The organism is Sphingomonas sp. HDW15A, assembly GCF_011301715.1.
In the GTDB taxonomy this organism is placed as follows: Bacteria; Pseudomonadota; Alphaproteobacteria; order Sphingomonadales; family Sphingomonadaceae; genus Sphingomicrobium.
Genome location: NZ_CP049870.1, coordinates 910341 through 932744 on the forward strand (window position 1 = coordinate 910341; position 22404 = coordinate 932744).

General features: G+C 60.9%; 20 protein-coding genes and 2 pseudogenes. 11 read left to right on the forward strand and 11 right to left on the reverse strand.

Annotated elements, in window-relative coordinates:
• Window positions 1-90: 90 nt before the first annotated feature.
• Both G7076_RS04735 and G7076_RS04740 read left to right on the forward strand, forming a co-directional pair.
• Window positions 91-1176 (forward strand): transporter, encoded by a 1086-nt coding sequence (locus tag G7076_RS04735; protein WP_166200847.1) that lies wholly within the window; start codon window positions 91-93, stop codon window positions 1174-1176.
• A pseudogene (locus G7076_RS04740) lies at window positions 1143-2405 on the forward strand (CHAD domain-containing protein); the annotation flags it as partial. The gene G7076_RS04735 and the pseudogene G7076_RS04740, both read left to right, overlap by 34 nt.
• 196 nt (window positions 2406-2601) lie before the next feature.
• Here the strand turns inward: G7076_RS04740 and G7076_RS12390 are convergent.
• The 4 genes and pseudogenes from G7076_RS12390 to G7076_RS04755 form a co-directional block, all read right to left on the reverse strand.
• A pseudogene (locus G7076_RS12390) lies at window positions 2602-2790 on the reverse strand (sigma factor-like helix-turn-helix DNA-binding protein); the annotation flags it as partial.
• Between the two features lie 101 nt (window positions 2791-2891).
• Window positions 2892-4493: an FAD-binding oxidoreductase gene (locus tag G7076_RS04745; protein WP_166200849.1), complete on the reverse strand. Its 1602-nt coding sequence runs from the start codon at window positions 4491-4493 to the stop codon at window positions 2892-2894.
• Between the two features lie 313 nt (window positions 4494-4806).
• Window positions 4807-5715, reverse strand: a complete 909-nt coding sequence (gene rpoH, locus G7076_RS04750) for an RNA polymerase sigma factor RpoH (RefSeq protein WP_166200850.1) — start codon at window positions 5713-5715, stop codon at window positions 4807-4809.
• Window positions 5716-5780: 65 nt separating this feature from the next.
• Window positions 5781-6734 carry an RluA family pseudouridine synthase gene (locus G7076_RS04755; RefSeq protein ID WP_166200851.1) on the reverse strand — a complete coding sequence of 318 codons (954 nt, stop codon included), beginning with the start codon at window positions 6732-6734 and terminating at the stop codon, window positions 5781-5783.
• Between the two features lie 86 nt (window positions 6735-6820).
• Between G7076_RS04755 and G7076_RS04760 the strand changes: the two genes are divergently transcribed.
• From G7076_RS04760 to G7076_RS04790, 7 genes are all read left to right on the forward strand, one after another.
• A complete protein-coding gene (locus tag G7076_RS04760) occupies window positions 6821-7456 on the forward strand; it encodes a histidine phosphotransferase family protein (RefSeq protein WP_166200852.1) in 636 nt (211 codons plus the stop codon).
• 77 nt (window positions 7457-7533) lie between these two features.
• Window positions 7534-9885: a chemotaxis protein CheA gene (locus tag G7076_RS04765; protein ID WP_166200854.1), complete on the forward strand. Its 2352-nt coding sequence runs from the start codon at window positions 7534-7536 to the stop codon at window positions 9883-9885.
• Window positions 9882-10325: a CheW domain-containing protein gene (locus tag G7076_RS04770; RefSeq protein WP_166200856.1), complete on the forward strand. Its 444-nt coding sequence runs from the start codon at window positions 9882-9884 to the stop codon at window positions 10323-10325. Before G7076_RS04765 ends, G7076_RS04770 begins: the two co-directional genes overlap by 4 nt.
• Before the next feature lie 54 nt (window positions 10326-10379).
• The gene (locus G7076_RS04775) at window positions 10380-10745 is read left to right on the forward strand and encodes a response regulator (protein ID WP_166200858.1); all 366 of its coding nucleotides are present in this window, start codon (window positions 10380-10382) and stop codon (window positions 10743-10745) included.
• 13 nt (window positions 10746-10758) lie between these two features.
• Window positions 10759-11856 carry a chemotaxis-specific protein-glutamate methyltransferase CheB gene (gene cheB / locus G7076_RS04780; protein ID WP_166200860.1) on the forward strand — a complete coding sequence of 366 codons (1098 nt, stop codon included), beginning with the start codon at window positions 10759-10761 and terminating at the stop codon, window positions 11854-11856.
• The gene (locus G7076_RS04785) at window positions 11853-12701 is read left to right on the forward strand and encodes a protein-glutamate O-methyltransferase CheR (protein ID WP_166200862.1); all 849 of its coding nucleotides are present in this window, start codon (window positions 11853-11855) and stop codon (window positions 12699-12701) included. The genes cheB and G7076_RS04785 overlap by 4 nt, the downstream gene beginning before the upstream one ends.
• A gap of 55 nt (window positions 12702-12756) precedes the next feature.
• Window positions 12757-13437, forward strand: a complete 681-nt coding sequence (locus G7076_RS04790) for an N-acetylmuramoyl-L-alanine amidase (RefSeq protein WP_166203370.1) — start codon at window positions 12757-12759, stop codon at window positions 13435-13437.
• 18 nt (window positions 13438-13455) lie between these two features.
• Here G7076_RS04790 and G7076_RS04795 read toward each other — a convergent pair whose 3' ends face one another.
• The 3 genes from G7076_RS04795 to G7076_RS04805 form a co-directional block, all read right to left on the reverse strand.
• Complete coding sequence (locus G7076_RS04795) at window positions 13456-15078, reverse strand: FMN-binding glutamate synthase family protein (protein ID WP_240913876.1); 1623 nt, start codon at window positions 15076-15078, stop codon at window positions 13456-13458.
• Between the two features lie 87 nt (window positions 15079-15165).
• Window positions 15166-15396 carry a GreA/GreB family elongation factor gene (locus G7076_RS12395; protein ID WP_240913877.1) on the reverse strand — a complete coding sequence of 77 codons (231 nt, stop codon included), beginning with the start codon at window positions 15394-15396 and terminating at the stop codon, window positions 15166-15168.
• A gap of 371 nt (window positions 15397-15767) precedes the next feature.
• On the reverse strand, window positions 15768-16766 hold the full coding sequence (locus G7076_RS04805) for an LLM class flavin-dependent oxidoreductase (RefSeq protein WP_166200864.1): 999 nt from the start codon (window positions 16764-16766) through the stop codon (window positions 15768-15770).
• Between the two features lie 252 nt (window positions 16767-17018).
• Between G7076_RS04805 and G7076_RS04810 the strand changes: the two genes are divergently transcribed.
• Window positions 17019-17639, forward strand: coding sequence for a hypothetical protein (locus G7076_RS04810; protein WP_166200866.1), 621 nt, complete (start codon window positions 17019-17021; stop codon window positions 17637-17639).
• A 145-nt stretch (window positions 17640-17784) separates the two neighbouring features.
• On the opposite strand, the gene G7076_RS04815 is transcribed toward G7076_RS04810, so the two are convergent.
• The gene (locus G7076_RS04815; protein WP_166200867.1) at window positions 17785-18600 is read right to left on the reverse strand and encodes a hypothetical protein; all 816 of its coding nucleotides are present in this window, start codon (window positions 18598-18600) and stop codon (window positions 17785-17787) included.
• A gap of 712 nt (window positions 18601-19312) precedes the next feature.
• Here G7076_RS04815 and G7076_RS04820 point away from each other — a divergent pair.
• Complete coding sequence (locus G7076_RS04820; protein WP_166200869.1) at window positions 19313-19615, forward strand: hypothetical protein; 303 nt, start codon at window positions 19313-19315, stop codon at window positions 19613-19615.
• A 109-nt stretch (window positions 19616-19724) separates the two neighbouring features.
• On the opposite strand, the gene G7076_RS04825 is transcribed toward G7076_RS04820, so the two are convergent.
• The 3 genes from G7076_RS04825 to G7076_RS04835 form a co-directional block, all read right to left on the reverse strand.
• Window positions 19725-20453 (reverse strand): PepSY domain-containing protein, encoded by a 729-nt coding sequence (locus tag G7076_RS04825; protein WP_166200871.1) that lies wholly within the window; start codon window positions 20451-20453, stop codon window positions 19725-19727.
• 111 nt (window positions 20454-20564) lie between these two features.
• On the reverse strand, window positions 20565-21152 hold the full coding sequence (locus G7076_RS04830; protein WP_240913878.1) for a hypothetical protein: 588 nt from the start codon (window positions 21150-21152) through the stop codon (window positions 20565-20567).
• Between the two features lie 528 nt (window positions 21153-21680).
• Window positions 21681-22385: a DUF2231 domain-containing protein gene (locus G7076_RS04835; RefSeq protein WP_166200873.1), complete on the reverse strand. Its 705-nt coding sequence runs from the start codon at window positions 22383-22385 to the stop codon at window positions 21681-21683.
• Window positions 22386-22404 lie beyond the last annotated feature (19 nt).

Genomic DNA, 22404 nt, shown 5'->3' on the forward strand with positions numbered 1-22404 from the left:
ATGGGGTTTTCCCCCATAGGCGGAGCAGGTTGCGCAGCCGTAACCTCGCCCGAAAGGAAGCATGGCTTCCTGGTTACGAGGCTTATGCACATGATTTCAAAGACGCGCTTGTTTGGCCGGCCGGTATTCCGCTCGGTGAATACCGCTCTCAGGATATTGGTGGGCTGCGGCATTATCGTCTGGGGAAGCTCTGCCAATGCGACCGAGAGCGGCACCAGCGTCTACTTGCTAGGCACCGGTGGGCCAGGCGCAGCGATCATGCCGCCACTCGAGGGTATTTTCGTCGACAATACATCCTACCTTTACGATGGCAGTGCGGGCGGGAGCCGCGATTTCATACTTGGCGGCAACGTCGCTTCGGGTCTCGAGGCCTCGGCATTCATCAATATCACGTCGGCACTGTGGGTCCCGTCTACCAGCTTTGCGGGTGGAACACTCGCTCTGGGGATGGCGGTCCCGGTAGGCGGGCCGTCTATCGACGCCTCCGCGGTTATTTCAGGTCCCCGAGGTAACCAAGTCGGAGTGTCTGCCGAGGACTCCACGTTCACGCTGGGAGATCCGCTCCTCCTTGCCGCGCTCGGCTGGAAGTCTGGAAAGTGGCATTTCCAGGCGAGTACGATGGTGAACATCCCCGTCGGCGACTATGATTATGGCGAACTGGCCAATATTTCATTCAATCGCTGGGCGAGCGATTTTTCCCTCGCGACAAGTTGGCATGATCCCGAGAGCGGCTGGGACATATCGGCCAAGGCCGGCGTCACCTTCAATGGCACCAACAAGAAAACGGATTACGACAGCGGAACGGAATTCCACCTGGAAGGCGCCATCGAGAAGACCCTGAGCCCGCATTTCTCACTCGGGGTCATTGGCTACCACTTCGAGCAGTTGAGCGGCGACAGCGGCGACGGCGCGGCCCTGGGATCATTCAGAGGCCGGGTGACTGCACTGGGCGGTACAGCCGCTACCCATTTCAAGGTCGGGCCAATCCCCATGGCACTACGGTTGAAGGTCCTTGAAGAATTCAATGTCAAGAACAGGATGAAGGGCACCGTCGGCCTGATCAGCCTGGCCTTCCCCATCAGCGTCAAGATGCCCCCGGGCAGAACCCCGCTGAGTAAAAGACAAGACAAGCGCGGCGGACAATGCAACGTGAGTTGGAACTCAAGCTCGACATAAACGCCCGCGACGCAGAGCGGCTGAAGCACGAGCCTCTGCTCGCTTGGGCTCCCGTTTCCCACAAACACGAATTGACGGTCTTTTTCGACACTCCGAAGCGCAAGCTCAAGAAGGCCGGCTTCATGTTCCGAATTCGGCATTCCGGGCGATCGTTCGTGCAGACGGTGAAGGCGAGCGGCACAGGCGCCGGATTGTTCGAGCGGTCCGAATGGGAATGGCGGGTGCACTCCATGGATCCGGACTTCACGGTCTTGGACCAAACGCCGCTGGGAAGCATCTTGACCGCCCGAACACGCGCCAGGCTCCAGCCCGTTGCGCGGATGCAGATCAATCGAACCACCTGGCTGCTGGACGACGGCGAATGCCTCATTGAAGTCACGGCGGACCAAGGATTTGTAGCCGTGGACGGCACGCAGGCACCCGTGTCGGAACTCGAGCTGGAGCTCAAGCTAGGATCGCCAAGAGTTCTGTTCCGTTTTGCCGACAAGCTCGCGCGCAGATTCGCGCTACGGCTCGGCGTTCTGAGCAAGGCTGATCGCGCTTTCGCCCTGGCTGATGACGAGCCCGTCAAGCCTGTCAAAGCCGGCAAGGTGAAGCTCCGTCCCGACATGTCCATCGCCGATGGCCTGTCGGAGATCGCATTGTCCTGTCTCAAGCAATTCCGATTGAACGAACCGTTGCTCGTTGAGCGGCGAGACGCTGAAGCGCTTCACCAGATGCGAGTGGCAATCCGCCGGCTGAGGTCGGCCCTCCATCTCTTCGCGAGCGTGATTAAGAACGACCGCGACTTCCGCCGGGTGGCAAAGGGAATGCGCAGTCTGGGCTTGCGGTTAGGCGAGGCGCGAAACCTGGACGTCTTCATCGACGGGTTGGGGGATGCCGCCGCTGACCTCGCCCCGCTTTGCCACATCCGCGACGAGCATTATGCGAGGATCATCTGTGGGCTGGATTCGCCGAAGATCCGGCGGCTGATGCTGCGCACGGTGCGCTGGGCGACGGTGGGCGGCTGGCGCGAAAAGAAAAAGGCCAGACTTCCTCTCGGTGACTTCATGCGCGACCGGATCGAAGACGCATGGGCGCTGGTCACCAGTTCGGGAGAAAGCCTGGTCACGCTAAGCGAAAAGGACCGCCACCGCGTGCGGATCCATGTGAAGAAACTCCGCTATGCGCTCGAATTCGCGGGAGGTTTGTTCAAAGGCGTGCCAGATCATCGACGACGCTTTTCTGTCGCGATCGAAGATTTGCAGGAGCAGTTAGGCTATCTCAACGACCTAAGGGTCGCGCGCCTCCTGGTCTGCGAATATTGCGACGACTGGGTCACCGAAAAGCTGCCCGACGCCCGCAAAGAAGCGGCGATACTCGCGAAGGCAGAGCGCTGTTTCAAGCGACTCCTGGAAATTGGGCCTTACTGGCGAGAGCCCGAACCTACGCCGCAGCCAGCAGTCGCTGTTCGCCGGCCAGCTTCAGCAGCGCCGCCTGCAGCTTCTCGAACGCGCGCACCTCGATCTGCCGGTGTCGCTCCCGCTCCCGGCTGACACCCTAGACCTGGCTGAGGTCCTCAAGCGTCTTTGGCTCCTCAGACGTTCTCCGCTCAAGGAGAATATGCTCCTCGCGGTGCTGGTGGACAGGCACCTGTCCAACACCACCAGAATTGCCGCCCACCATCATTCTTCCGAGCCGTTGCGTCCGATAAAGCGAGCCAAGGAAACCATGCGCTACAGCTCTACAGTATGATGGCCCGTGAAGAGCGAATTGGGATCATAGCGGCGCTTGGCTGCAACCAGACGCGGATAGTTCGACCCCCAGTAGGCACGCTGCCAATCTGACCCAAAGTAATCCGCTTCAGACACATATGTGCCCGCCTTGGGGTCCAGCATAATGATCGGCGACATGGCTTGTCGAACGCGGGCGGCCTCCGTTCTCCCGTTCGCAACGTCGGGTTCGAAACCAGCTATTCCAGGATAGGCGGGCGGTGCGTCCGCCGCGCAGATCAGCAGAGCGAATGCTGCCGCAACCTCGGGATTGGTCGCTGTCTCGAGAGTAGCGGCTAGTGCTTCAGCCGATCCCCCCGCCAATCCCTTGTTGGTATGGAGCGTCACGCTCCACGCGCTGCTTGATGTCACCAGTGCGTCGACCAACTGGCCGAGACGGTCAGGTTGCAACCAGGAAGCAGCGATCCACCTCGACTGATATGCGTTCAGTACCTGGCCCACTTCGCCAAGGTTCGTCGCCCAGAAGATGTTGTTGGCACTTGCACCAGGTCGATCGTCGGAGATGGTGATGCCAGGAAGCTTGGTGAGGAATTCAGGATCCCAGAGTTGCCGGCCGGCCAACGAGATCACCAAAGGATCATTCTTCAGCTTCAGCCGGTCACCTTGACTCCTTATCCATGCAAAGAGCGGTTCCCACGCCGCCCGGATTTCTGTCTCGCGGAGCGAATGGCAAAGCATCGAGACAGAAAGGCGCCGCCCGGGATGGAAGCCGATCTGCTCTCCCCATTTGGGGTTGAACAAGGCGTCGCGATAGAATCTCAACATGTGTTCGACAAGTGCACGCCAAATCGAATCATCAGCGGCTGCAACCTCGAACATGACGGCGCCGAACCTGTCCGGCAGCGGATACGTCTTGAGCGTCAGCCGAGTGACGATTCCGAAGGTTCCGCCCCCACCACCGCGGAGAGCGAAAAACAGTTCGGGATCCTGCCACGGGTTTACGACCCGGACGCGGCCGTCAGCGGTGACGACTTCGGCCTCGACCAGATTGGCCGCGCCCGTTCCGAACTGCTTCGAGAAACTTCCAAATCCGCCGCCCTGAATAAACCCGGCTGTGCCGACGGTCATGCAGCCGCCGCCTTGCACATAGCGGCCATGATCGCGAGCGACTGTCCGATACACTTCGCCCCACAATGTGCCGGCACCGATGGAAACGGCAGGAATCTCCGCTCCAGGAGGAGCGCCTTGAGGAAGGAAACGGTCGTGGACTTCAATGCCGCGCATGCGCCGTGTCCACACCAGCAAGGAGTTCGCCCGGTTTGAATTCCCGAAATAGCTGTGCCCGCCGCCCTTCGTTACGAGCGGCACATGGTTTCGAGACGAAAAGCGAACGGCGGCCGCGATATCTTCGGCACCCTCCGCTGCCACTGCCATCAGGCTAGGACGGGTACTCCATGCATCAATCCAGCCTAGCGTCTGCGTCAAACCGGCTTCATCGCCTATCCAGTACGGGTTCTTGAGCCGTCGGAAGAGGTCTTTCGCATCGATCTTCCCATGCTGTGCTTCGACCAGCGGTGAAGCGACCCTGACAAGCCGGTTACCCACCGCATTCCTGAGGGGAGACCAGTCGATCGATCTGGGATTGGGTAGGGCGGCAGGGGCAAATGCAAAGGCGCTCCCGGCGATTGTTGAGCAGAGAAATTCGCGCCGCCGCATCGATGTCATACAAGCTATTTGGGCCAAGTCGTTGCGTCTTGGCAACGACCGTTTTCGTCATACGGAGCTGGGCTGAAAGACGTTCAGAATGTCGCGCACCACGACCGCGACCGACCGGGGAGAGATGTGTTGGCCGCATCTAATGCGACGCAGGAAGGCCCGCGAACCGATGCTCGCGGGCCATCTGTCACGAAGAGTTCGCTCAGGCGGCCGGAAGTAGACGCTGCTCGCCGGCCAGCTTTAGCAGCGCCGCCTGGAGCTTCTCGAAAGCGCGCACCTCGATCTGGCGAATGCGCTCGCGGCTGACGCCATAGACCTGGCTTAAATCCTCGAGTGTCTTCGGCTCTTCGGACAGCCTCCGTTCGACGAGAATATGCTTCTCGCGCTCGTTGAGACTGCCCATGGCTTCGGCGAGCAGTTGGCGACGGACCTGGCGCTCCTCCTCATCGCCGAGCACCTCGTCCTGAAGCGGTGCCTCACTGACAAGGAAGTCCTGCCACTGGCCTTCGCCGTCTTCGCTGCTGCGAAGCGGGGCGTTCAGGCTGGTGTCGCCGCCCATGCCCATGCGGCGGTTCATCGAGATCACTTCGTCCTCGGTCACGCCGAGATCGGTGGCAATCTTCTTGACCGCTTCGGGCTTGAGGTCGCCTTCCTCGAAAGCGTCGATCTGGTTCTTCATCCGGCGAAGGTTGAAGAACAGCTTCTTCTGGGCAGCTGTGGTGCCCATCTTCACGAGGCTCCAGGAGCGTAGGATGAATTCCTGGATGGAAGCCCGGATCCACCACATCGCGTAGGTAGCGAGGCGAAAGCCCCGGTCCGGCTCGAATTTCTTGACGCCCTGCATGAGGCCGATGTTGCCCTCGCTGATCAGCTCGCTGACCGGCAGGCCGTAGCCACGATAGCCCATGGCGATCTTGGCGACGAGGCGCAGGTGGCTGTTGACGAGCTTCGCGGCTGCCTCGGTGTCGTTATGCTCACGCCAGCGCTTGGCGAGCATATACTCTTCCTCGGGCGCGAGGATCGGGAATTTCTTGATTTCGGCGAGATAGCGGTTGAGCCCGGCTTCCCCGCCCGAAGCGGGGATCGAGATCGCGCCTTTAACCTGAGCCATTTTATTCCTTCACTCCCTGCGCCGGGACGGTCGTTTGACCTGTGCCGCCCATAGCGTTTTGAAACCTATACACCAAGCCGGTTGAACAGTTCCTGCATATCCGGCGGAAGGGCGCTTTCGAACGACAAACGTACCTTCGTAACCGGGTGCGTGAATTCCAGCCCTTCAGCGTGCAGCGCCTGCCGGCGGAAGTCCAACGCATTAAGCAACTCTCTGTGACCGCTTTTCCCACTGCCGTAGACCGGGTCACCGAGCAGCGGATGGCCAATTGACGCCATGTGGACGCGGACCTGGTGGGTACGTCCGGTTTCCAGGCGACACTCTACCAGCGCAGCCTGCTTGAGCGCTCTAAGTAGTTTCCAGTGGGTCACGGCGCGCTTGCCGCGGCCTTCGGGGACGATGGCGATTTTCTTGCGGTTCTGCGACGAGCGGGCGAGAGACGCGTCGATCGTTCCGCCAGCCGAGGTCGGCACGCCCCTTACGATGGCGAGGTAGCGTCGGCCGATGCTGTGCGCGGCGAACTGCCTGGCCAAGCCTTCGTGCGCCGTGTCGGTCTTCGCCACGACGAGCAAGCCGGACGTGTCCTTATCGATACGATGGACAATGCCGGGTCGCGCAACTCCGCCAATCCCGCTCAGCTGCCCTGCGCAATGGTGGAGGAGGGCGTTGACAAGGGTCCCGTCGCGGTTGCCAGCGGCGGGATGGACGACAAGGCCGGCAGGCTTGTCGATCACCAGCAGGTGCTCGTCCTCGAAAACAATCTTGAGCGGAATGTCCTGCGCCTCGTTGTGCGCCGGCTCCGGCTCTGGAACGGCAAGATTGAATGCTTCGTCTCCGGAAACCTTAAGCGCCGGATCGCGGAAGGCCTTCCCCTCCCTTGTAAGTGCCCCGGACTTCACCAAGGCCTTCAATCGCTCACGGGAAAGGGACGGCACGGCGTCTGCCAAGGCGCGGTCCAGCCGCCAGCCGGCGTAAGCGTCGCTCAGTGCGACTTCGATAATCTGTTGCCCCCCGGCCATCGGGGAACGATGTCGGTGTGAAATTGGGGCTTTCAAGGGGCCGCAACGGACTTGCTTCAACTTGGGCATTCCCCCATCAGACGCGAATGAACGCGATAGATCTCGCCAGTTTGCTTTGTTCTCGGCTTTGCCATGACCTGCTGTCGCCAGTGGGTGCTCTCAATAACGGCCTCGAATTGATGGCGGACGAGCAGGACCCGGAAATGCGGGAACGCTGCCTCGAACTGCTCGCGGAGAGCGCAAAAGCCAGCGCCAACAAGCTCAAGTTCTTCCGTTTGGCATTCGGAGCCGGGGGCGGATACGGCGCTTCAATCGATACGCAGGAAGCGCGCGCTGCGCTCGAAGGCCTGTTCGGCGGCGATCACAAGGTCGATCTCGGCTGGATGGTATCTGCGGATAGCCTGTCCAAGAACGCCACCAAGCTGCTCCTGAACCTCGCGCTTATCGCAGGGGACGCGCTGGTGCGCGGTGGGCGGCTCGACGTGGGGGTCGAGGTAGCCGATGGACGGCTCGAACTGGTGATCCGCGGGGAGGGACCCAGGATTCTGCTGGATCCCAAGATCCGTGAGACGATCATCAAGGGCAGCGCGAATGGCGAGGTGGAGCCGCGAGCAGCGGGGGCGTGGCTGGCTTATACGCTGGCGACCGAAGCCGGGGGTTCGATCAGGCTGTCCGACCCCTCAGACGATGTCCTGATGATCGGGGCAACGCTCCCCGCCTGAATTCTCACGGCTAACGCGGCATTAACTCCTTGCCGTCATGAAGGTCCGCGACAAAGTTTCGTAGGGCCTGTTGGACAATGGACGACCTGATTGCCGATTTCGTGGCGGAATGCCGGGAAATGCTGGAAGCCCTTGGCGGCGAAATCGTCGCCTGGGAGGCGAGCCCAGACGACCGTGCTCGGCTCGATTCCATCTTCCGCTTCGTCCACACGGTGAAGGGCAACTGCGGCTTCTTCGATTTTCCGCGCCTCGAGGCGCTGAGCCATGCCGCCGAAGACACTTTGGCCGACGTTCGCGCTGGCCGCCGCGCCACCGACGCGGCACTGGTGAGCGCTGTGCTGGCCGTCATCGACCGGATTGGCGACATGGTCTCGTCCATCGACCGGGGTGAAGGCATCCCGGAGGGCGACGACAGCGATTTAATCCAGGCTCTTTCTGCCGAGAGTGAGCCACAAACCGTGGCCGCACCGGTTGTTGCCCCGGAAACCAAGGGCCAAGTGCAGCAACAGGGGGCGGCACCGCGCACCATCCGCCTCTCGGTTGAGCTCCTCGATCGCATGATGTCCGGCGTCAGTGACATGGTGCTAGCGCGCAATGAGCTGGCGCGTCGTCTTCGGGTCACCGAAACCGAGGTCGAGGTCGATGGCGCTTTCGAACGTCTCTCCGGGATCATCGCAGAGATGCGTGACGCGGTGACCCGCACGCGCATGCAAAGGATCGAGAATCTTTTCATCGCCTTGCCGCGGATGGTCCGGGATCTATCGGCCGAGCTTGGCAAGCAGGTCCTGGTCGATATCGAAGGCGGCGACGTCGAGCTCGATCGTGAGATGATCGAGATGATCCGCGATCCGTTGACCCACATCATTCGCAACGCCGTCGATCACGGCATCGAGACGCCCGCCGAACGACTGAAGGCCGGCAAACGGGAAATTGGGCTGCTGAGCGTTTGCGCGCGCCAGTCCGGCAACCAGATCCTGATAGACATCGTCGACGACGGTAAAGGCATCGACGGCTCGAAGCTGGTCCAGAAGGCCGTAGCGGCAGGGGTGATGGAGGCGGCTGAGGCCGCTCGGCTCTCTGCACGTGAGCAACTCGCGCTGGTATTCGAGGCGGGACTGTCTACCGCAAAGGAAGTCACGGCCATTTCAGGCCGCGGGGTCGGTATGGACGTCGTCCGTTCCAACATCGAGCGGATCGGTGGCACCGTCGAGGTGGACTCGGCCACTGGCACCGGTACACGAATGACCCTTCGCGTTCCGTTGACGCTGACGATCATCCCGGCGCTTACTGTGTCCATAGGCAGCCAGCACTTCGCTATTCCGCGTGCCGCCATTGACGAGATCGTGCGCGCCAACGGCTCATCGGTCACGCTCGACCATCTCGGCGGGGCAGGGGTCGCGACCATCCGCGGCCGCCGTGTCCCGGAAATCTCGCTTGCGGAAGTCCTCGGACTTGCCAGCGAAGTGCCTGACGAGGAGCGCACCTTGGTCGTCATTCGACCGGCAGGCGGCGACGTCTATGCACTTGCGGTCGACCGCATCCACGACCACGAGGAGCTGGTCGTAAAGCCAGCGGCTCCGGCGGTGATGGCAACCGGGCTCTATGCCGGCACAACCCTCGCTGACGATGGCAGTCCTATTCTGCTGTTTGATCCTGCCGGTCTCGCCGAAGTCGGTGGAATCCGCCTCGAGGCGCAGGAGCGTGCTGCACGCATCGTCGACAATGCGGCCGACACGGACGTTGTGCGCGATGACAATGTGCTGCTCTTCAAGACGCTGGACGGCCGACGCTGTGCGGTCCGCCTGGCCCTGGTCGATCGCATCGACGAAGTTCCGGCCGCCGCCATTGGGCAATCCGCCGGCCAGACCCGGGTCCAGCTTGGCGAGGCGATCCTTCCGCTCGCCGGGACCGTTCCGGAAGGCGTAGAGAAAATCAGGGTTTTCCGATTGAGCGACGGTTCAAGCGAGATCGGATACGCCTTTGGCGAGGTCATCGACCTCGTGGCCATCGATGCCGAGGTCATCCCCGCCGCGTCGTCTGGCGAGGTCGCCGGTGTTACTTTGCTCGCTGGCGAGCCAGCTGAACTTCTCGACGCCCACTGGCTTTTCGCGACCCACGCCGGGGAAGCGCGCACCGATAGTCCACCGGCAATTTGCCGGATCCCAAGCGGAGACCCCTGGATGCAGAACATGCTCCGCCCGATCGTCGAGGCGGCAGGCTATCGTGTTGTCGGCGACAAGGATGAGTGCGACGCGGACCTCGTCATCGTCTCTGATGACACGCAGCGCCCACAAGCAAAGGATGGCCGGGTGCTGGTCCTTCGCAATGACCCGGAATGCGCCGAGGGTACGGACAGCATCTACCGCTACGACCGAGCGGCCCTGATCCACGCGCTGAAAACCGTATCCGCAAGCGGAGGGGGACGATGAGCCAGCTTCTTCTCATTGCGTCGATCGCCGGCAGCCGCGTGGCCTTGCCTGCCGCGTTGGTCGAATCGGTTGTGGAACTTGAGGCGCTGATCGCTGTTCCACGCGCCCCCGCCCATGTCGCGGGTCTGAGCGCCCTGCGCAGCAGGGTGCTGACTGTGATCGACACGCAGCGTTCGCTCGGGCTCGGTGAGAGCGACTGCAGCGACGGCATCCGCGAGGCCGCCGTCGTCGAGATCGATGGGCATCACTACGCCCTGATCGTCGATAGCGTCGAGGATGTGGTGGAGGGCCTCTCGGAGCCCGTCGCTGTCCGCGCCGCAATGGGCGAAGGGTGGGAACGCGCCTCGCTGGGGATGGTGGAGACCGAGGAGGGGCCCCTGCTCCTGATCGACATCGCCGCAATCGTCTCGGGTGCCCCATCCGAGAGCAAGGCAGCTTAAGCCTATGGTTACCCTTGCCGAATTAAACAGCGGCAATTGCAACGGGATTTGATCATGAAAACGTGCCTGATCGTTGACGATAGCAAGGTGATCCGAAAGGTCGCCCGCCACATCCTCGAAACGCTGGAATTCCAGGTCGAAGAGGCTGGTGACGGTCGTGAGGCTCTGACCCGCTGCGAAGAGGCGATGCCCGACGTCGTCCTGCTTGACTGGAACATGCCAGTCATGAGCGGGATGGAGTTCCTAAAGCTGCTTCGGCAGCGGGGACATGGCGACCAGCCGAAAGTCGTTTTCTGCACCACCGAGAACGACATGGCGCACATCCGCGCCGCGCTCGAAGCTGGTGCCGACGAGTACGTAATGAAGCCGTTCGACCGCGAGACCTTGCATATCAAGCTCCAGCTGGTCGGCGTCGCCTGATCCGGCCCAGATCATGTCCACCGCGCTCGCAGTAGATCGAGGACGCGGTTCGCCCCAGGGGCAGCCGCCGATTCGCCTGATGATCGTCGACGATTCGATGGTCGCGCGGGCCGTCTTGTCGCGGATGATCGAAAGCGACGGCGGGTTCGAGATCGTGGCGGTGGCAGGAACCGCGGAAGACGCCATCGAAACTCTGGCCAAGACGCGCGTGGACGTGGTGATGCTCGACCTCGAGATGCCAGGCGCAGGCGGTCTTCGTTCGATCCCTGCAATCCTCGAGGCCGCGCGGGGCGCCCAGGTGTTGATTGTTTCTACGCTTGCCGAGGAGGGCGCCGACGCGACCGTCGCAGCGCTTTCGATGGGCGCCGCCGATACCCTTCCGAAGCCCGGCACGGGCCGGTTCAACGGCACTTTCTCCGAGGTCTTGCTGGGTAAGCTCAGGACCCTTGGGCGGACGAAGTTCGAGCCGTTCACCAGGCCCGCCGACGAGCCCAGTCGGCCCGCACCGGCGCCGCACCCAATGGTCGATGGCCCGGTCCGGCTGCTCGCTCTGGGTGCATCGACTGGTGGCATTCACGCTCTTGGTACCTTCTTCCATCACCTGCCCGACCGGATCGGAGCGCCGATTCTCGTCACGCAGCACTTGCCCGAACCGTTCATGGCAGTCTTCGCTCGCCAGCTCGGGGTTTCTGCCCGGCGCGAGGCGCTGATCGCGGAAGACGGCCTTCGTCTTCTTCCTGACCGGGTGGTAATCGCCCCGGGGGATGCCAGCATAAGAGTCGACATGCATGCCGGCCACCTCATCGTGAGGCTAGAGCGCGAGCGTTCCGCGAGTGGCTGCCTGCCGTCGGTCGACCCGATGCTCGCCTCTGCGGGTGCAATGCTCGGCCGCGAGGCCCTTGGGGTGGTCTTCTCAGGTATGGGCAGGGACGGGCTGGAAGGCTCGCGAGCCCTGGTTTCCGCAGGTGGCTGTGTCATGGTCCAGGACGAGGCAAGCTGCGCAGTTTGGGGCATGCCGCGTGCCGTCACCGAGGCCGGCCTGCCGTCGGCGATCCTTCCGCCCAAAGCGATCGCGGAGCGTATCGCCGACCGAATTCGCGAGGCCTCATGAACGTCAGTGACAGTAGTTGCCGGATCCTCGCCGGGTTGCTCGAGGCTCGTACCGGCCAACAGCTGACAATGAGTCGACGCTGGCGATTGGAAACTGCGCTTTCGTCGCTGCTTCGCGAACGCGGCATCTCTAATCTGGACGAGCTCATTACCATCCTCGTCATGGGGAAGGAGCCTGCCCTTGCATCCCTTGTCGTCGAGGCGCTGTTGAACAACGAAACCTACTTTTTCCGCGACCGGGTGCCGTTCGACTCGCTCCAGGCAAAAATGCTCGCCGAACTCGCGGACGCCCGAAAGGACAAGCGCACGCTTCGCATTTGGTCAGCAGGCTGCTCGACGGGGCAAGAGACCTATTCGCTGGCAATGCTGTTCGCCGAACAGCCTCTCAAGTGGCAGGGCTGGACCATCGACATCGTCGGGACCGACGTTTCTGGCCAGGCGATCCGCAGGGCGCGGGAAGGGAGCTACACCCAATTCGAAGTTCAGCGCGGCCTCGGCGTGACCCAGATGATCCGCTGGTTCGAGGAGCATGGCGACCAGTGGCGCGCGGCCCAGCAGCTCCGCAGCAATGTCCGCTTTGCCGTTCACAACCTGCTCGATCCGCCGCTCGGCGGTGAACAGAAATATGACGTCATCCTTTGTCGCAACGTGCTGTTGTACCTCAGTCCCGAGAAGCGCACGCTGGCGTTTGAGCGGTTGGCCTCGGCGCTTGCTCCGGACGGAGCGCTGATGCTCGGGGCAGGGGAAACGGTGATCGGGCAGACCGAGCGCTTCGCGGCAGACCGTGTCAATCGCGGCTTCTATCGTCGGACCGACCACGAACAGGCGGATAGGCGCGTGGCCTGAATTCACCTCTTTGCGGGCTTGACGCGCCGAGCAAGCCATGTTGCCTGCTTTTGAAATGAAGATCATCGATTGTCCCTCGCCCAATTTCGACGAGCGGGCGCTCCCGGTCACGATGGTCGTCCTTCATTATACCGGTATGCCCGACTTCCAGGGCGCGCTCGATCGGATGACATCCCCCGATGCAAAGGTGTCGGCACATTACTGCATCGACGAGGATGGTACCGTCTATCGCCTGGTCGATGAAGAGAAGCGGGCATGGCACGCGGGCAAGAGTTACTGGCGCGGCATCACGGACGTGAACAGCGCGAGCATCGGCATCGAGATCGTCAATCCCGGTCACGAGTTCGGCTACCGTGCGTTCCCCGACGAGCAGATTGCGTCGCTTTTGCCCTTACTATCCGACATCAAGGACCGGCACGGAATCACCCGGGGCAACATTGTCGGCCACTCCGATATCGCGCCGGCGCGCAAGGAAGATCCTGGCGAGCTTTTCCCCTGGTGGGAACTGGCGAAACGGCGGCTGGCATTGCCGAGCCCCACTCGAGATCTCTTGGATCCTTTCTGGACCGACGCGGCTTTCCTGCTTGCCCTCGAAAGATTCGGCTACGACGTGACTGACCAACAAAAGGCGGTCATTGCCTTCCAGCGTCGCTTTCGTCCTGATCTGATCGACGGGATCATCGACGGCGAATGCCGCGCGAAGCTCCTGGCCTTGTTACTGCCAAGGCCGCAGTAACTGGCCTGCTCGCTCGCCTTAGTGCGTCGCTAGCTGGAAACTTTCTGCGCGCGCGTGCCTCCAGGCAGCACTGTAGAAATCTCTGCTGTGGTCATCAGAGAGGAGCTCGCCATCTTTGAGGAAGATGTGAAGCTGTGAGAACAGGCGAATTTCCGTGAGGCTTACCCGGCGTACCAGGTGATGGGGACCCAATTGCTCGGGGTGCTCCAGACCCGCAGCGGCGATCATCTCGGCAAGCGCCGCCAGCGTGTTGCGATGAAAGTTGAAGACCCGCTCAGCCTTGTCGGGAACGACGAGAGCACGCTGCCGGATCGGGTCTTGAGTCGCAACGCCAACGGGGCATCGATTGGTGTGGCACGTGCGCGACTGGATGCATCCCAAGGCGAACATGAAACCGCGCGCGGCATTGGTCCAGTCGGCGCCCAAGGCCATGACGGCGGCGATATCGAACGCGCTCACGACCTTGCCAGCTGCGCCGATTTTGATGCGATTGCGGATACCGGTCCCGACAAGCGTGTTGTGTACGAAGAGCAAGCTTTCGCGCATGGGCATTCCAAGGTGGTCGGCGAACTCCAGTGGCGTCGCGCCCGTACCGCCCTCGGCGCCGTCGACGACGATGAAATCGGGATAGATTCCGGTTGCCTTCATCGCCTTCACGATGCCCATGAATTCCCAGGGATGGCCGATGCAAAGCTTGAATCCGACGGGCTTGCCCTTCGATAGATTCCGGAGCTTCTGAAGGAATTCCACGAACTCCAGCGGCGTTGAGAATGCGCGGTGACGTGATGGCGAGATGCAATCCTCGTCCATCGGCACGCCGCGGGTCAGGGAAATTTCTTCGGTGACCTTTTTGGCGGGAAGAATACCTCCGTGTCCCGGCTTCGCGCCCTGGCTCAGCTTGATCTCGATCATCTTCACTTGGGGGCTGGCGGCCTGCTCGGCAAAGCGCACAGGATCGAAGTTTCCGTCGGCCGTGCGACAGCCGAAATAGCCGCTTCCGATTTCCCAGATGAGATCCCCACCGTGCGCGCGATGGTGAGGACTTATGCTGCCTTCGCCCGTATCATGAGCGAAGTTCCCCATCTGGGCGCCCTTGTTGAGAGCGAGGATTGCGTTGGCGCTTAGCGAGCCGAAGCTCATGGCGGATATGTTGAAGATCGATGCGGAATAGGGCTGTCGGCATTCGGAATTGCCAATCACGAGCCGAAAAAGTGCCGGGTCACTCACCGGCGCGGGGCGGGTCGAGTGACCGATGAACTCGTAGCCATTCTCGTAGACATCGAGCAAAGTCCCGAACGCGCGTTCGCTGCTCTCGTTCTTGGACCGGGCATAGACAAGGGATCGCTGGCTCCGAGAGAAAGGCGTCTCGTCATGCTCGCCCTCGATCAGGTACTGGCGAAGCTCGGGCCGGATTTCCTCAAAGAACCAGCGAAGGTGGCCAATGATGGGATAGTTTCGGCGAACCGAGTGCAGCGGCTGAAACAGGTCGTACAGCCCGACCGCCGTGAGAGAAGCGGACAGCAAGAACAGCGGAATTGCCCACACACCCGGAAGGTAATACCCGGAGACGATGGCTGTGACGGCGCTAAGCGCCAGCGCCGTGAAACGCGTGAAAAACAATGGAGAAGCTCCCCGGCTCATGAGCCGTCTTATCGCGAAGGGGGCATCGGCGCGAATCCTAAGCTTTCGCTTCGGTCCGCGCCGGAAGGATTTGGCGCTGCTCACGGGCTAGCGAAGGTTGTCCGGCTGAGTGACCTTCAAGATGCGCAGACGACGATCGTTGCCTTGAAGATCAGGCCATTCAATCGAGCTATTTGCGCGAAGACCATAAAGCGCAATGCCCATCGGAGTGAGGATCGAAATCCGTCCCTCTGCAATATTCGCCTGGCCCGGAAGCACAATTGTGACCTTGTGCAGTTGCCCGTTTCTATCATCGATGAACTCGACTTCCGAACCCATCGTCACGGCGTCCTTGGGCAGGCCCGAGGGCCGTGAAGGGTAGCTCGGTCGAGCTCCTCAAGAAGCATGGCGGCGAGCGCTGGAGAACGGTGCTCGGCCTGCAAGGCGAGGCCCGCCACCACGTCATATTCCGTTTCTAACAGGTACACCGGAGGGCGCAGTGCGCCCGCATTGTTGCCCATGGCAAACTCCATCAATTTCAATTGGCTGCATTGGTTGCCCCGAGTCCGAAAGACTCGGGGTCAAGCTCGCGCGGCGAGCTGACCTGCGTGCAAAAGAAAGCGAGGGAATGCGACTTGGAACACAATGGTGCCTATGTGGCAGTTAACGCGGAGAAGTCAAAGCCTGCAGCGTTTCTGGCGATCCAGGCCTCAAGCGGCTGCTCGTTCAGCCATCGCGGCGGCCAGGATCTCATAGGACTTGAGACGAGCCTGATGATCGAAGATTTGCGAAGTCACCATCAATTCATCAGCACCCGTTCGCTCGACGAACGCGAGAGTTTGGGCCCTTACGGTTTCCGCAGAACCAATTGCCGAGCATTGCAGTAAGCCACGCAGGAGGGCGCGGGCCTCCATTGGAAGGGATTGTTCGTAGTCGGGGACCGGGGGTTTCAGCTTGCCGGGGTTTCCGGTTCTAAGCGCCACGAACGCCTGCTGCAGTGACGTGGCAAGCAAGTGGGCGTCGGCATCCGTGTCGGCCGCGAAAACGTTGAAGCCGAGCATGACATAAGGCCTGTCGAGCTGCGACGACGGTTGGAACTGGGCGCGGTATAGGGCGATGGCTTCCATCATCTGCTGGGGCGCGAAATGCGAAGCAAATGCGTAAGGCAGTCCCAGCTGGGCAGCCAGCTGGGCTCCAAACAAGCTGGACCCCAAGATCCATAATGGGACCTTCAGGCCCTCACCGGGAATAGCACGCACACGCTGACCCGCTCGCGGTTTCTCGAAAAAGTCTTGAAGCTCAACCACGTCGCGCGGGAAGCTATGCGGATCAGAGGCCAGCGTCCGCCGCATGGCTTGGGCCGCTGCCTGGTCGGTTCCCGGTGCGCGGCCAAGGCCCAAGTCGATACGGCCTGGAAACAATGCTTCCAATGTGCCGAACTGCTCGGCGACCTGCAGAGGGGAATGATTAGGAAGCATTATTCCGCCCGCGCCGACCCGTATGGTCGAAGTGCCGCCAGCAACATGGCACAGTGCCACGGCCGTCGCGGCGCTCGCAATTCCTGGCATTGAGTGATGCTCGGCCATCCAGAAGCGCTTGTAGCCAAGTCGCTCAACGTGCCGCGCGAGTTGGAGAGCATTACCGAGCGCAGTGCCAGCATCGCTGCCTTCCGCGATCGGCGCCAAGTCCAAGACTGAGAGGAGAATCATTGCCGTCATATGGGGCGAGGTGAACTGATTGCCAGACACTCAGATCGATCCAGACTGCGTCGGCAACGGAGTTCTATGAAAATCAAGCCAACCCTCAGTCCGGCGGAGATCATGACAGCGGAAGGCCGGAAAGCAGTTCCCGCGAAGCACTCCACGGCTCGTCCCGAAAGTCTTCTGCTAGGTAGAACTGCGGATCGTTGGGCGACCACCCGTCTGGCAAGTAAATCCCGATCAGAGGGTGGGGGGAACAGCATGCAACGCATCCTTGAACTTGCCGGACAGTTGGTCGCTTTACAGGCAGAGCTCGACCAGGAACTTGAGAAACGCCGGCGCAAGTGGGGCTGGGACGTACACAAGCGGCTGGTCACTTTTGAAAACGGCGTCACGGCCGAGCACGAGCGCCTCAAAATCGGCGTCTCTCGCTTCCTTGCAGAGAGCAGATGGCCAACAATCCTCAGTGCACCACTGGTCTATTCGCTGATCATCCCCTTTGTCCTGCTGGACTTGTGGGTCAGCGCCTATCAAGCGGGTTGTTTTCGGATTTATCGGATCCCCCGCGTCAGGCGGTCGGAGTATATCGCTCTCGATCGCAGCAAACTGCGCTATCTCAATTGGATCGAGGCACTGAACTGTGAATTCTGCAGTTACTGCAACGGTGTGATTGCCTATGCCCGGGAAATCGCCAGCCGCACCGAGCAATATTGGTGCCCGATTAAACATGCGCTGCGAATCCCGAGTCCCCATGACCGCTACTGGCAATTCGCCGAATATGGAGACGCCGAGGGTTACAGGGCCAGGCTCAATGAATTCAGGGAAGCACTGCAGGCCAAAGAGGAAGGCAACCAGCCCCAGGGTGCGATCCAACCTGAGTGAGTGCCTAGCGCAAACTGTTTCGCGCCGGCGACACCAGACCGTTAAGGTAGACCGATTAGGCCAATACGTGGACGTAGATCCATGGGCTCTAATCAGGAACGAACGGCCAGCCGCATATTCACCGATGCGACTGGCCAGTTTATGATCAGCTTTGCTTCTTCGCTGTGTAGGTAGTCTTCGATCCGTCGCGTGGGTCGGTGCTCGTGACGGTCACGGATTTTCCATCGGCAGAGGGCTGGATGACGCTGATATTCACTTCCTTGCCGTCCCTGGTGCTGGTTTCGCGAATTCCGTTTGAGCCTTCGCGTGCCACCGCGATCATCGTGCCGCCCGTATCACCTTTGATTGGGACCGCAGGCCCGCCGAGCTGAGCTATGTAGCTGCTCCCCTGCGAATTCATGGTCACTTTGTCCCCGTCGATCTTGAATGTCACTTTCAGCGCTTCCTTCGAATAGTCCTGGAAACGATCGGGGATCCACTGACCGGACACCGCATGGGCCCCCGCGGGTGCAGGGCCGGCGCGTTTCGAAGTTGACGTTCCTTCAATCGCCGGGACGTCTGGGTTAGTCGCGTCCCTGAACTTGGTCGTCAGCACATTCCCGTCCGGCGACAACTGGATGCTCGTCGATGAGACTTCACGATCGCCCTTCCGGCGCCGGAACTCAACGGTGCGGTCGTCAACAGATTTTACCGACATGCTGTCGTAATAGGGACGATCAGCTACCGCGTGAAACTGGCCGTCGGCTGCAACCTTTAGCGGTGGTGTGCAGGTGATGCAGTCATAGGTACCGTTTGCGATTATGAATTCGTTCGGTTTGCCTTCGAACTTTGCGCTGGCCAGATCGACGATCCAGCTTCCTGTGAGGGCCTCAAGGGCGGGCTGTTCCTGGGTAGCGGGAGCGCTTCCTTGATTTCCCTGGTTGCAGGCAAATAGAGACAAACTGAGGCTGGCGAGCAGCATGCTGCGTGTCGTAGTTTTCATCCGTGGATTCCCCCTCGGGACAACACGATTGACCCCGTCGGCCGCTCAAGCGTCGTCCCTCCAACTGCCGCCACGCAACTCAACATGGCCGAGCGAGCGTAGGCCCTCTAAGCGCAACCGCAAAGCATTACATTTAACGCGTAGTTAATTTCGGGCGCCGGTTCGCCCTCTTCGAGCTATTGCCACCAGCTTTCCCTGCTGGCCCTGCGATTTTCAATTGGCGCTCATCACGGATTTTCCGGTTTTAATGGCCGTACGCTCAAGCGCTACGCACTATTACCTAAAGCAATAGCGGTCGCCCACGACTAGATTTGGTGTGTAGCTCGGCAGTTAGAGCTCGGCGTAACCAGAGGCATTCATGAGTGCACTTTCACCGCGACCTCACGCCTACAAGCAGCGGTTAGTAAGCCACGTCGGAATTGTGCGACTGGCTGCCACGACTGGCTCCGCAGCCGGGCTGATCTTTGTTTTTTGTTGGCTGGGAACGTTCGTCGCGCCCTCCGGCCCCACCCACGGTTACATCGGTTTATTCACGCGATCCGAAGCTCAATCGCTGGCCGCATTGATCGAAGGCAGCCTGTGGTCATCGCTTTCCGGATCGCTTTCGGGCGGGTTGATTGCCGCTCTCTACAATCTCTTCGCCGGTCTCGACCGACGCTGAGGACCAGGACCTCTACGCAAGGAGAAGACGATGAAAAGCCTCAGGTCAGGATTAGTGGGATTCGCCGTAGGCATCGGCGTTGCAGCCGCGGGCGCACAAGGGGCCGTTCAGGCTACCGAGCATCAGCATGCAATGCCGTCAACGCCTAACCAACCACCAGGTACGATGAAAGGCATGGCTGGCATGCATGACATGCACGCCATGATGGCCGACCCGGCGATGCGCGAGAAGATGATGGCGAACATGGCGCAATGTCAGGAGATGATGTCCATGATGATGGAACACATGAAGCACGAGGAAATGCAGAAGGCCCAGCCAGCGCCGAAGAAGTGAGGTAGCCGTTGGGCGGCTGAGCCGTCGGGCCTGGCTGGGCCCGGCGGAATGATCGGCGTACTCCTTGCCTACCAAGCTGGGGAGTAGAGCGAGTTGGGCGTCGTCCCCACTAAACCGGGGAGCCGCGCTCCCAAATGCGCCTCAGCTTCACGAAGTCATGACGCCACATCGTGCGGAAGAGGAGCCAGAAACCGGTCACCGCGAGCCACGCCATTGCAAATCCCACCGTGATGATCAGCGGATGATTGAAGCTGGTCCGGTTCGCATAGTCCATGTTGTGGAGCATCCAGAAGAAGTCCCACCATCTCCAGCTATCGTTTCTGCGTTCGAGAATTTCGCCGGTGGTTCCGGATACAAAGTAGCTGCTACGCGCCTCGTCCGTGAAGTCGATCTGCCAAATCGGCAGCTCATGTTCGCGCACCGACAGGACCAATTCCTTGAGTGGGACAACCGTGGCCCCATTGGCGCCCGAAGGATGCGCTGCAACGGCGATGGACTTGGCAGCCTTGGCATCGATCACGATCGGCCGGCCGTTCTCGGCATCGAAAAGGCGGACGCCTTGGGGTGTTGCGACTTCAATTGTCGGCCCCTGTGGCAGCGCACGGAGTGAAAGCTTGGTAATTGGCCGGTCGCCAAGTTCCTTCTGAATGTTTATCCAGGCCTCGCCGCCACTCGGAGGTGGCGGGCTCGGCTGGTCAGCCATTTGGCCTCCGGCGACCTCGTCCATTGGCAGCAGCGCCATCGCTGTTCCGCTGATTGCCCAAATCACGAACTGGAGACCGATAGCGAGGCCGACCCACTTGTGGATCTTGCGGAGCCAGACGGACTTGATTGTCATGCTCGCGCCGCCTTCTTCTTTTTCTTCTTGGGGAAGGCGTAGAACAGCAGCCAGGCGCCGGAGAGAGCCATCAGCACCGCGCCCATGTAACGACGCGGAGTAGCGGGTTGTTCACGTTCTCGCGCTCTTCGAAGTCCATGATGTGAAGCATCCAGACGAAGTCAAAGATTCGCCAAAGCTCATGCCGGCGGGAAACCAGCTCCCCGTGGTCGGTGAGAGGTAGAACGTCGGCTTGTTCCAGTGGTCGAACTCAACCCGCCAAAGAGGCGGTTTGCGGCCGCGGATCTCGCCGGGGATTTGCCTTATCAATGAAATCGAGGCGATTGGCTCGCTACCGGTATAAATCTGCTTTGCGATAGAGCGGATTTCCGCTTCCGTTGGCGGCGCGACCGGCTGACCGGTCCTGGCGTCGACTATTATTTCGCCCGTGTCCTGCTTCACAACATAGGCTGGCTGGTTACGTACCCATGCCAGCCTCACGCTCTGCCCTCGATTGGCGGCGACGACCGTCAACGGATCTGTGAGATCTGCTGGAAAAGCATATTTCTGTGGAAGCGTGCGGACAAGGTGATCGCCGTGAATGGTGTCGATGTGGACCACCGTCATGTAGAGGCCGCTGAGCGACCATATGACCACTTGGACTCCGATAAACAGGCCCACCCACTTGTGGGACTTGCGGGCAATCACATGGGTGCGCATCGGCTACTGAGATTTTCCGATTTGTTGGATGGAGATAGTCCCGCCTAGCGCGCTAGGCGGGGCAATCAACGGTCGCTGCCCATCGAAGCCGATGGTCTCGTCACCGTCAACATCTAGTCATTAGACTTCCTAGCAATGTCCCGCGGCTCGATGCTCAGGCGCACAGGTGGGATCCGCAGCCTTGGGTTCCGCTGTGGGCTTCGTCTCGGGCTCCGGCGGAGCTGGCTTCGGCTTTGCTGGAGGGGCCGTCATTGGAGTCGGCTTCGTCGCTGCAGGCTCTGGTTGGCGCGTCTCGCTCGCCTTGTCTTCGGGCGCGATATTTTCAGCCGGCGCAACCGGAGGCGCTTCCTCCAGGTTCGCGATCACGTTCAGGTCTTCGGCGACGACGTTATTCTCCGGTTGGTCCGCTCTGTCACAGCCGGCAAGCGACAGGACCAGGACTATCGGACTAAAACTCAAGATTATCCTTCTCATTCTTTACTCCGTTCAGATTGGTTGTTGACCGCTCCTGGCCGGGGCCAACTGCGCTCAGAACATAAGATGTTCCATACCGTGCGTAACGGCGGCGCCCAGGAACCCCTGCGCTGCTATTGCGGCGGTCATGAGGGTCAATGCCGCAATCATGCCAGTGCCGCGATCCTCCCATGGCCGTTTCCATGCCCAAACGCCCAGTCCGGCGCCCGCGATCCCAAGCGCCACACCCAGCCATCGATGATAGGTGAGGACTTGGTCAGGCTCAGCACTCAGACCGGCAATCCAGCCTGCCGCCGCTGCGATCGGGGCAAAGATCCCGCCCGCGACCACAAGAAACTGAACCGGGGCCGCGAATGCTGGCCGCCTGCGACCGACGATCGCCGTGAACAGCGCCGCCGGGAAAAAGGCGATCGGGAAATGAACGATCGCCGGATGAAGTCGCCCAAACCAGTCGAGCAGCCTAACGAAGAATGGCATTTCTGATCGGTCCATTTCGGCGTCCGCCATCATGCCGTTTACCTGGTTGTGCCCGGAATGCGTCTGCGTGGCCGCCGGCGGGGCTGGGGCAGCGCCAGGGTGAACTACCTGCGCGGCGGCGGGCTGCTCCTTTTTGTGCCCCTTATGGGCCATCGCTGGGGCCGACAGGCCGACCAGCAGAAGTGCCAGGCCCAGTCGCACGGCGATCAATCTTGCAAGGCAAAGGACGGACATCATTTCGATCCAGTCGCCGACGACCTGTGGATATGGCCGCTCTGACATATCTCGCCTGCTGGCGGCG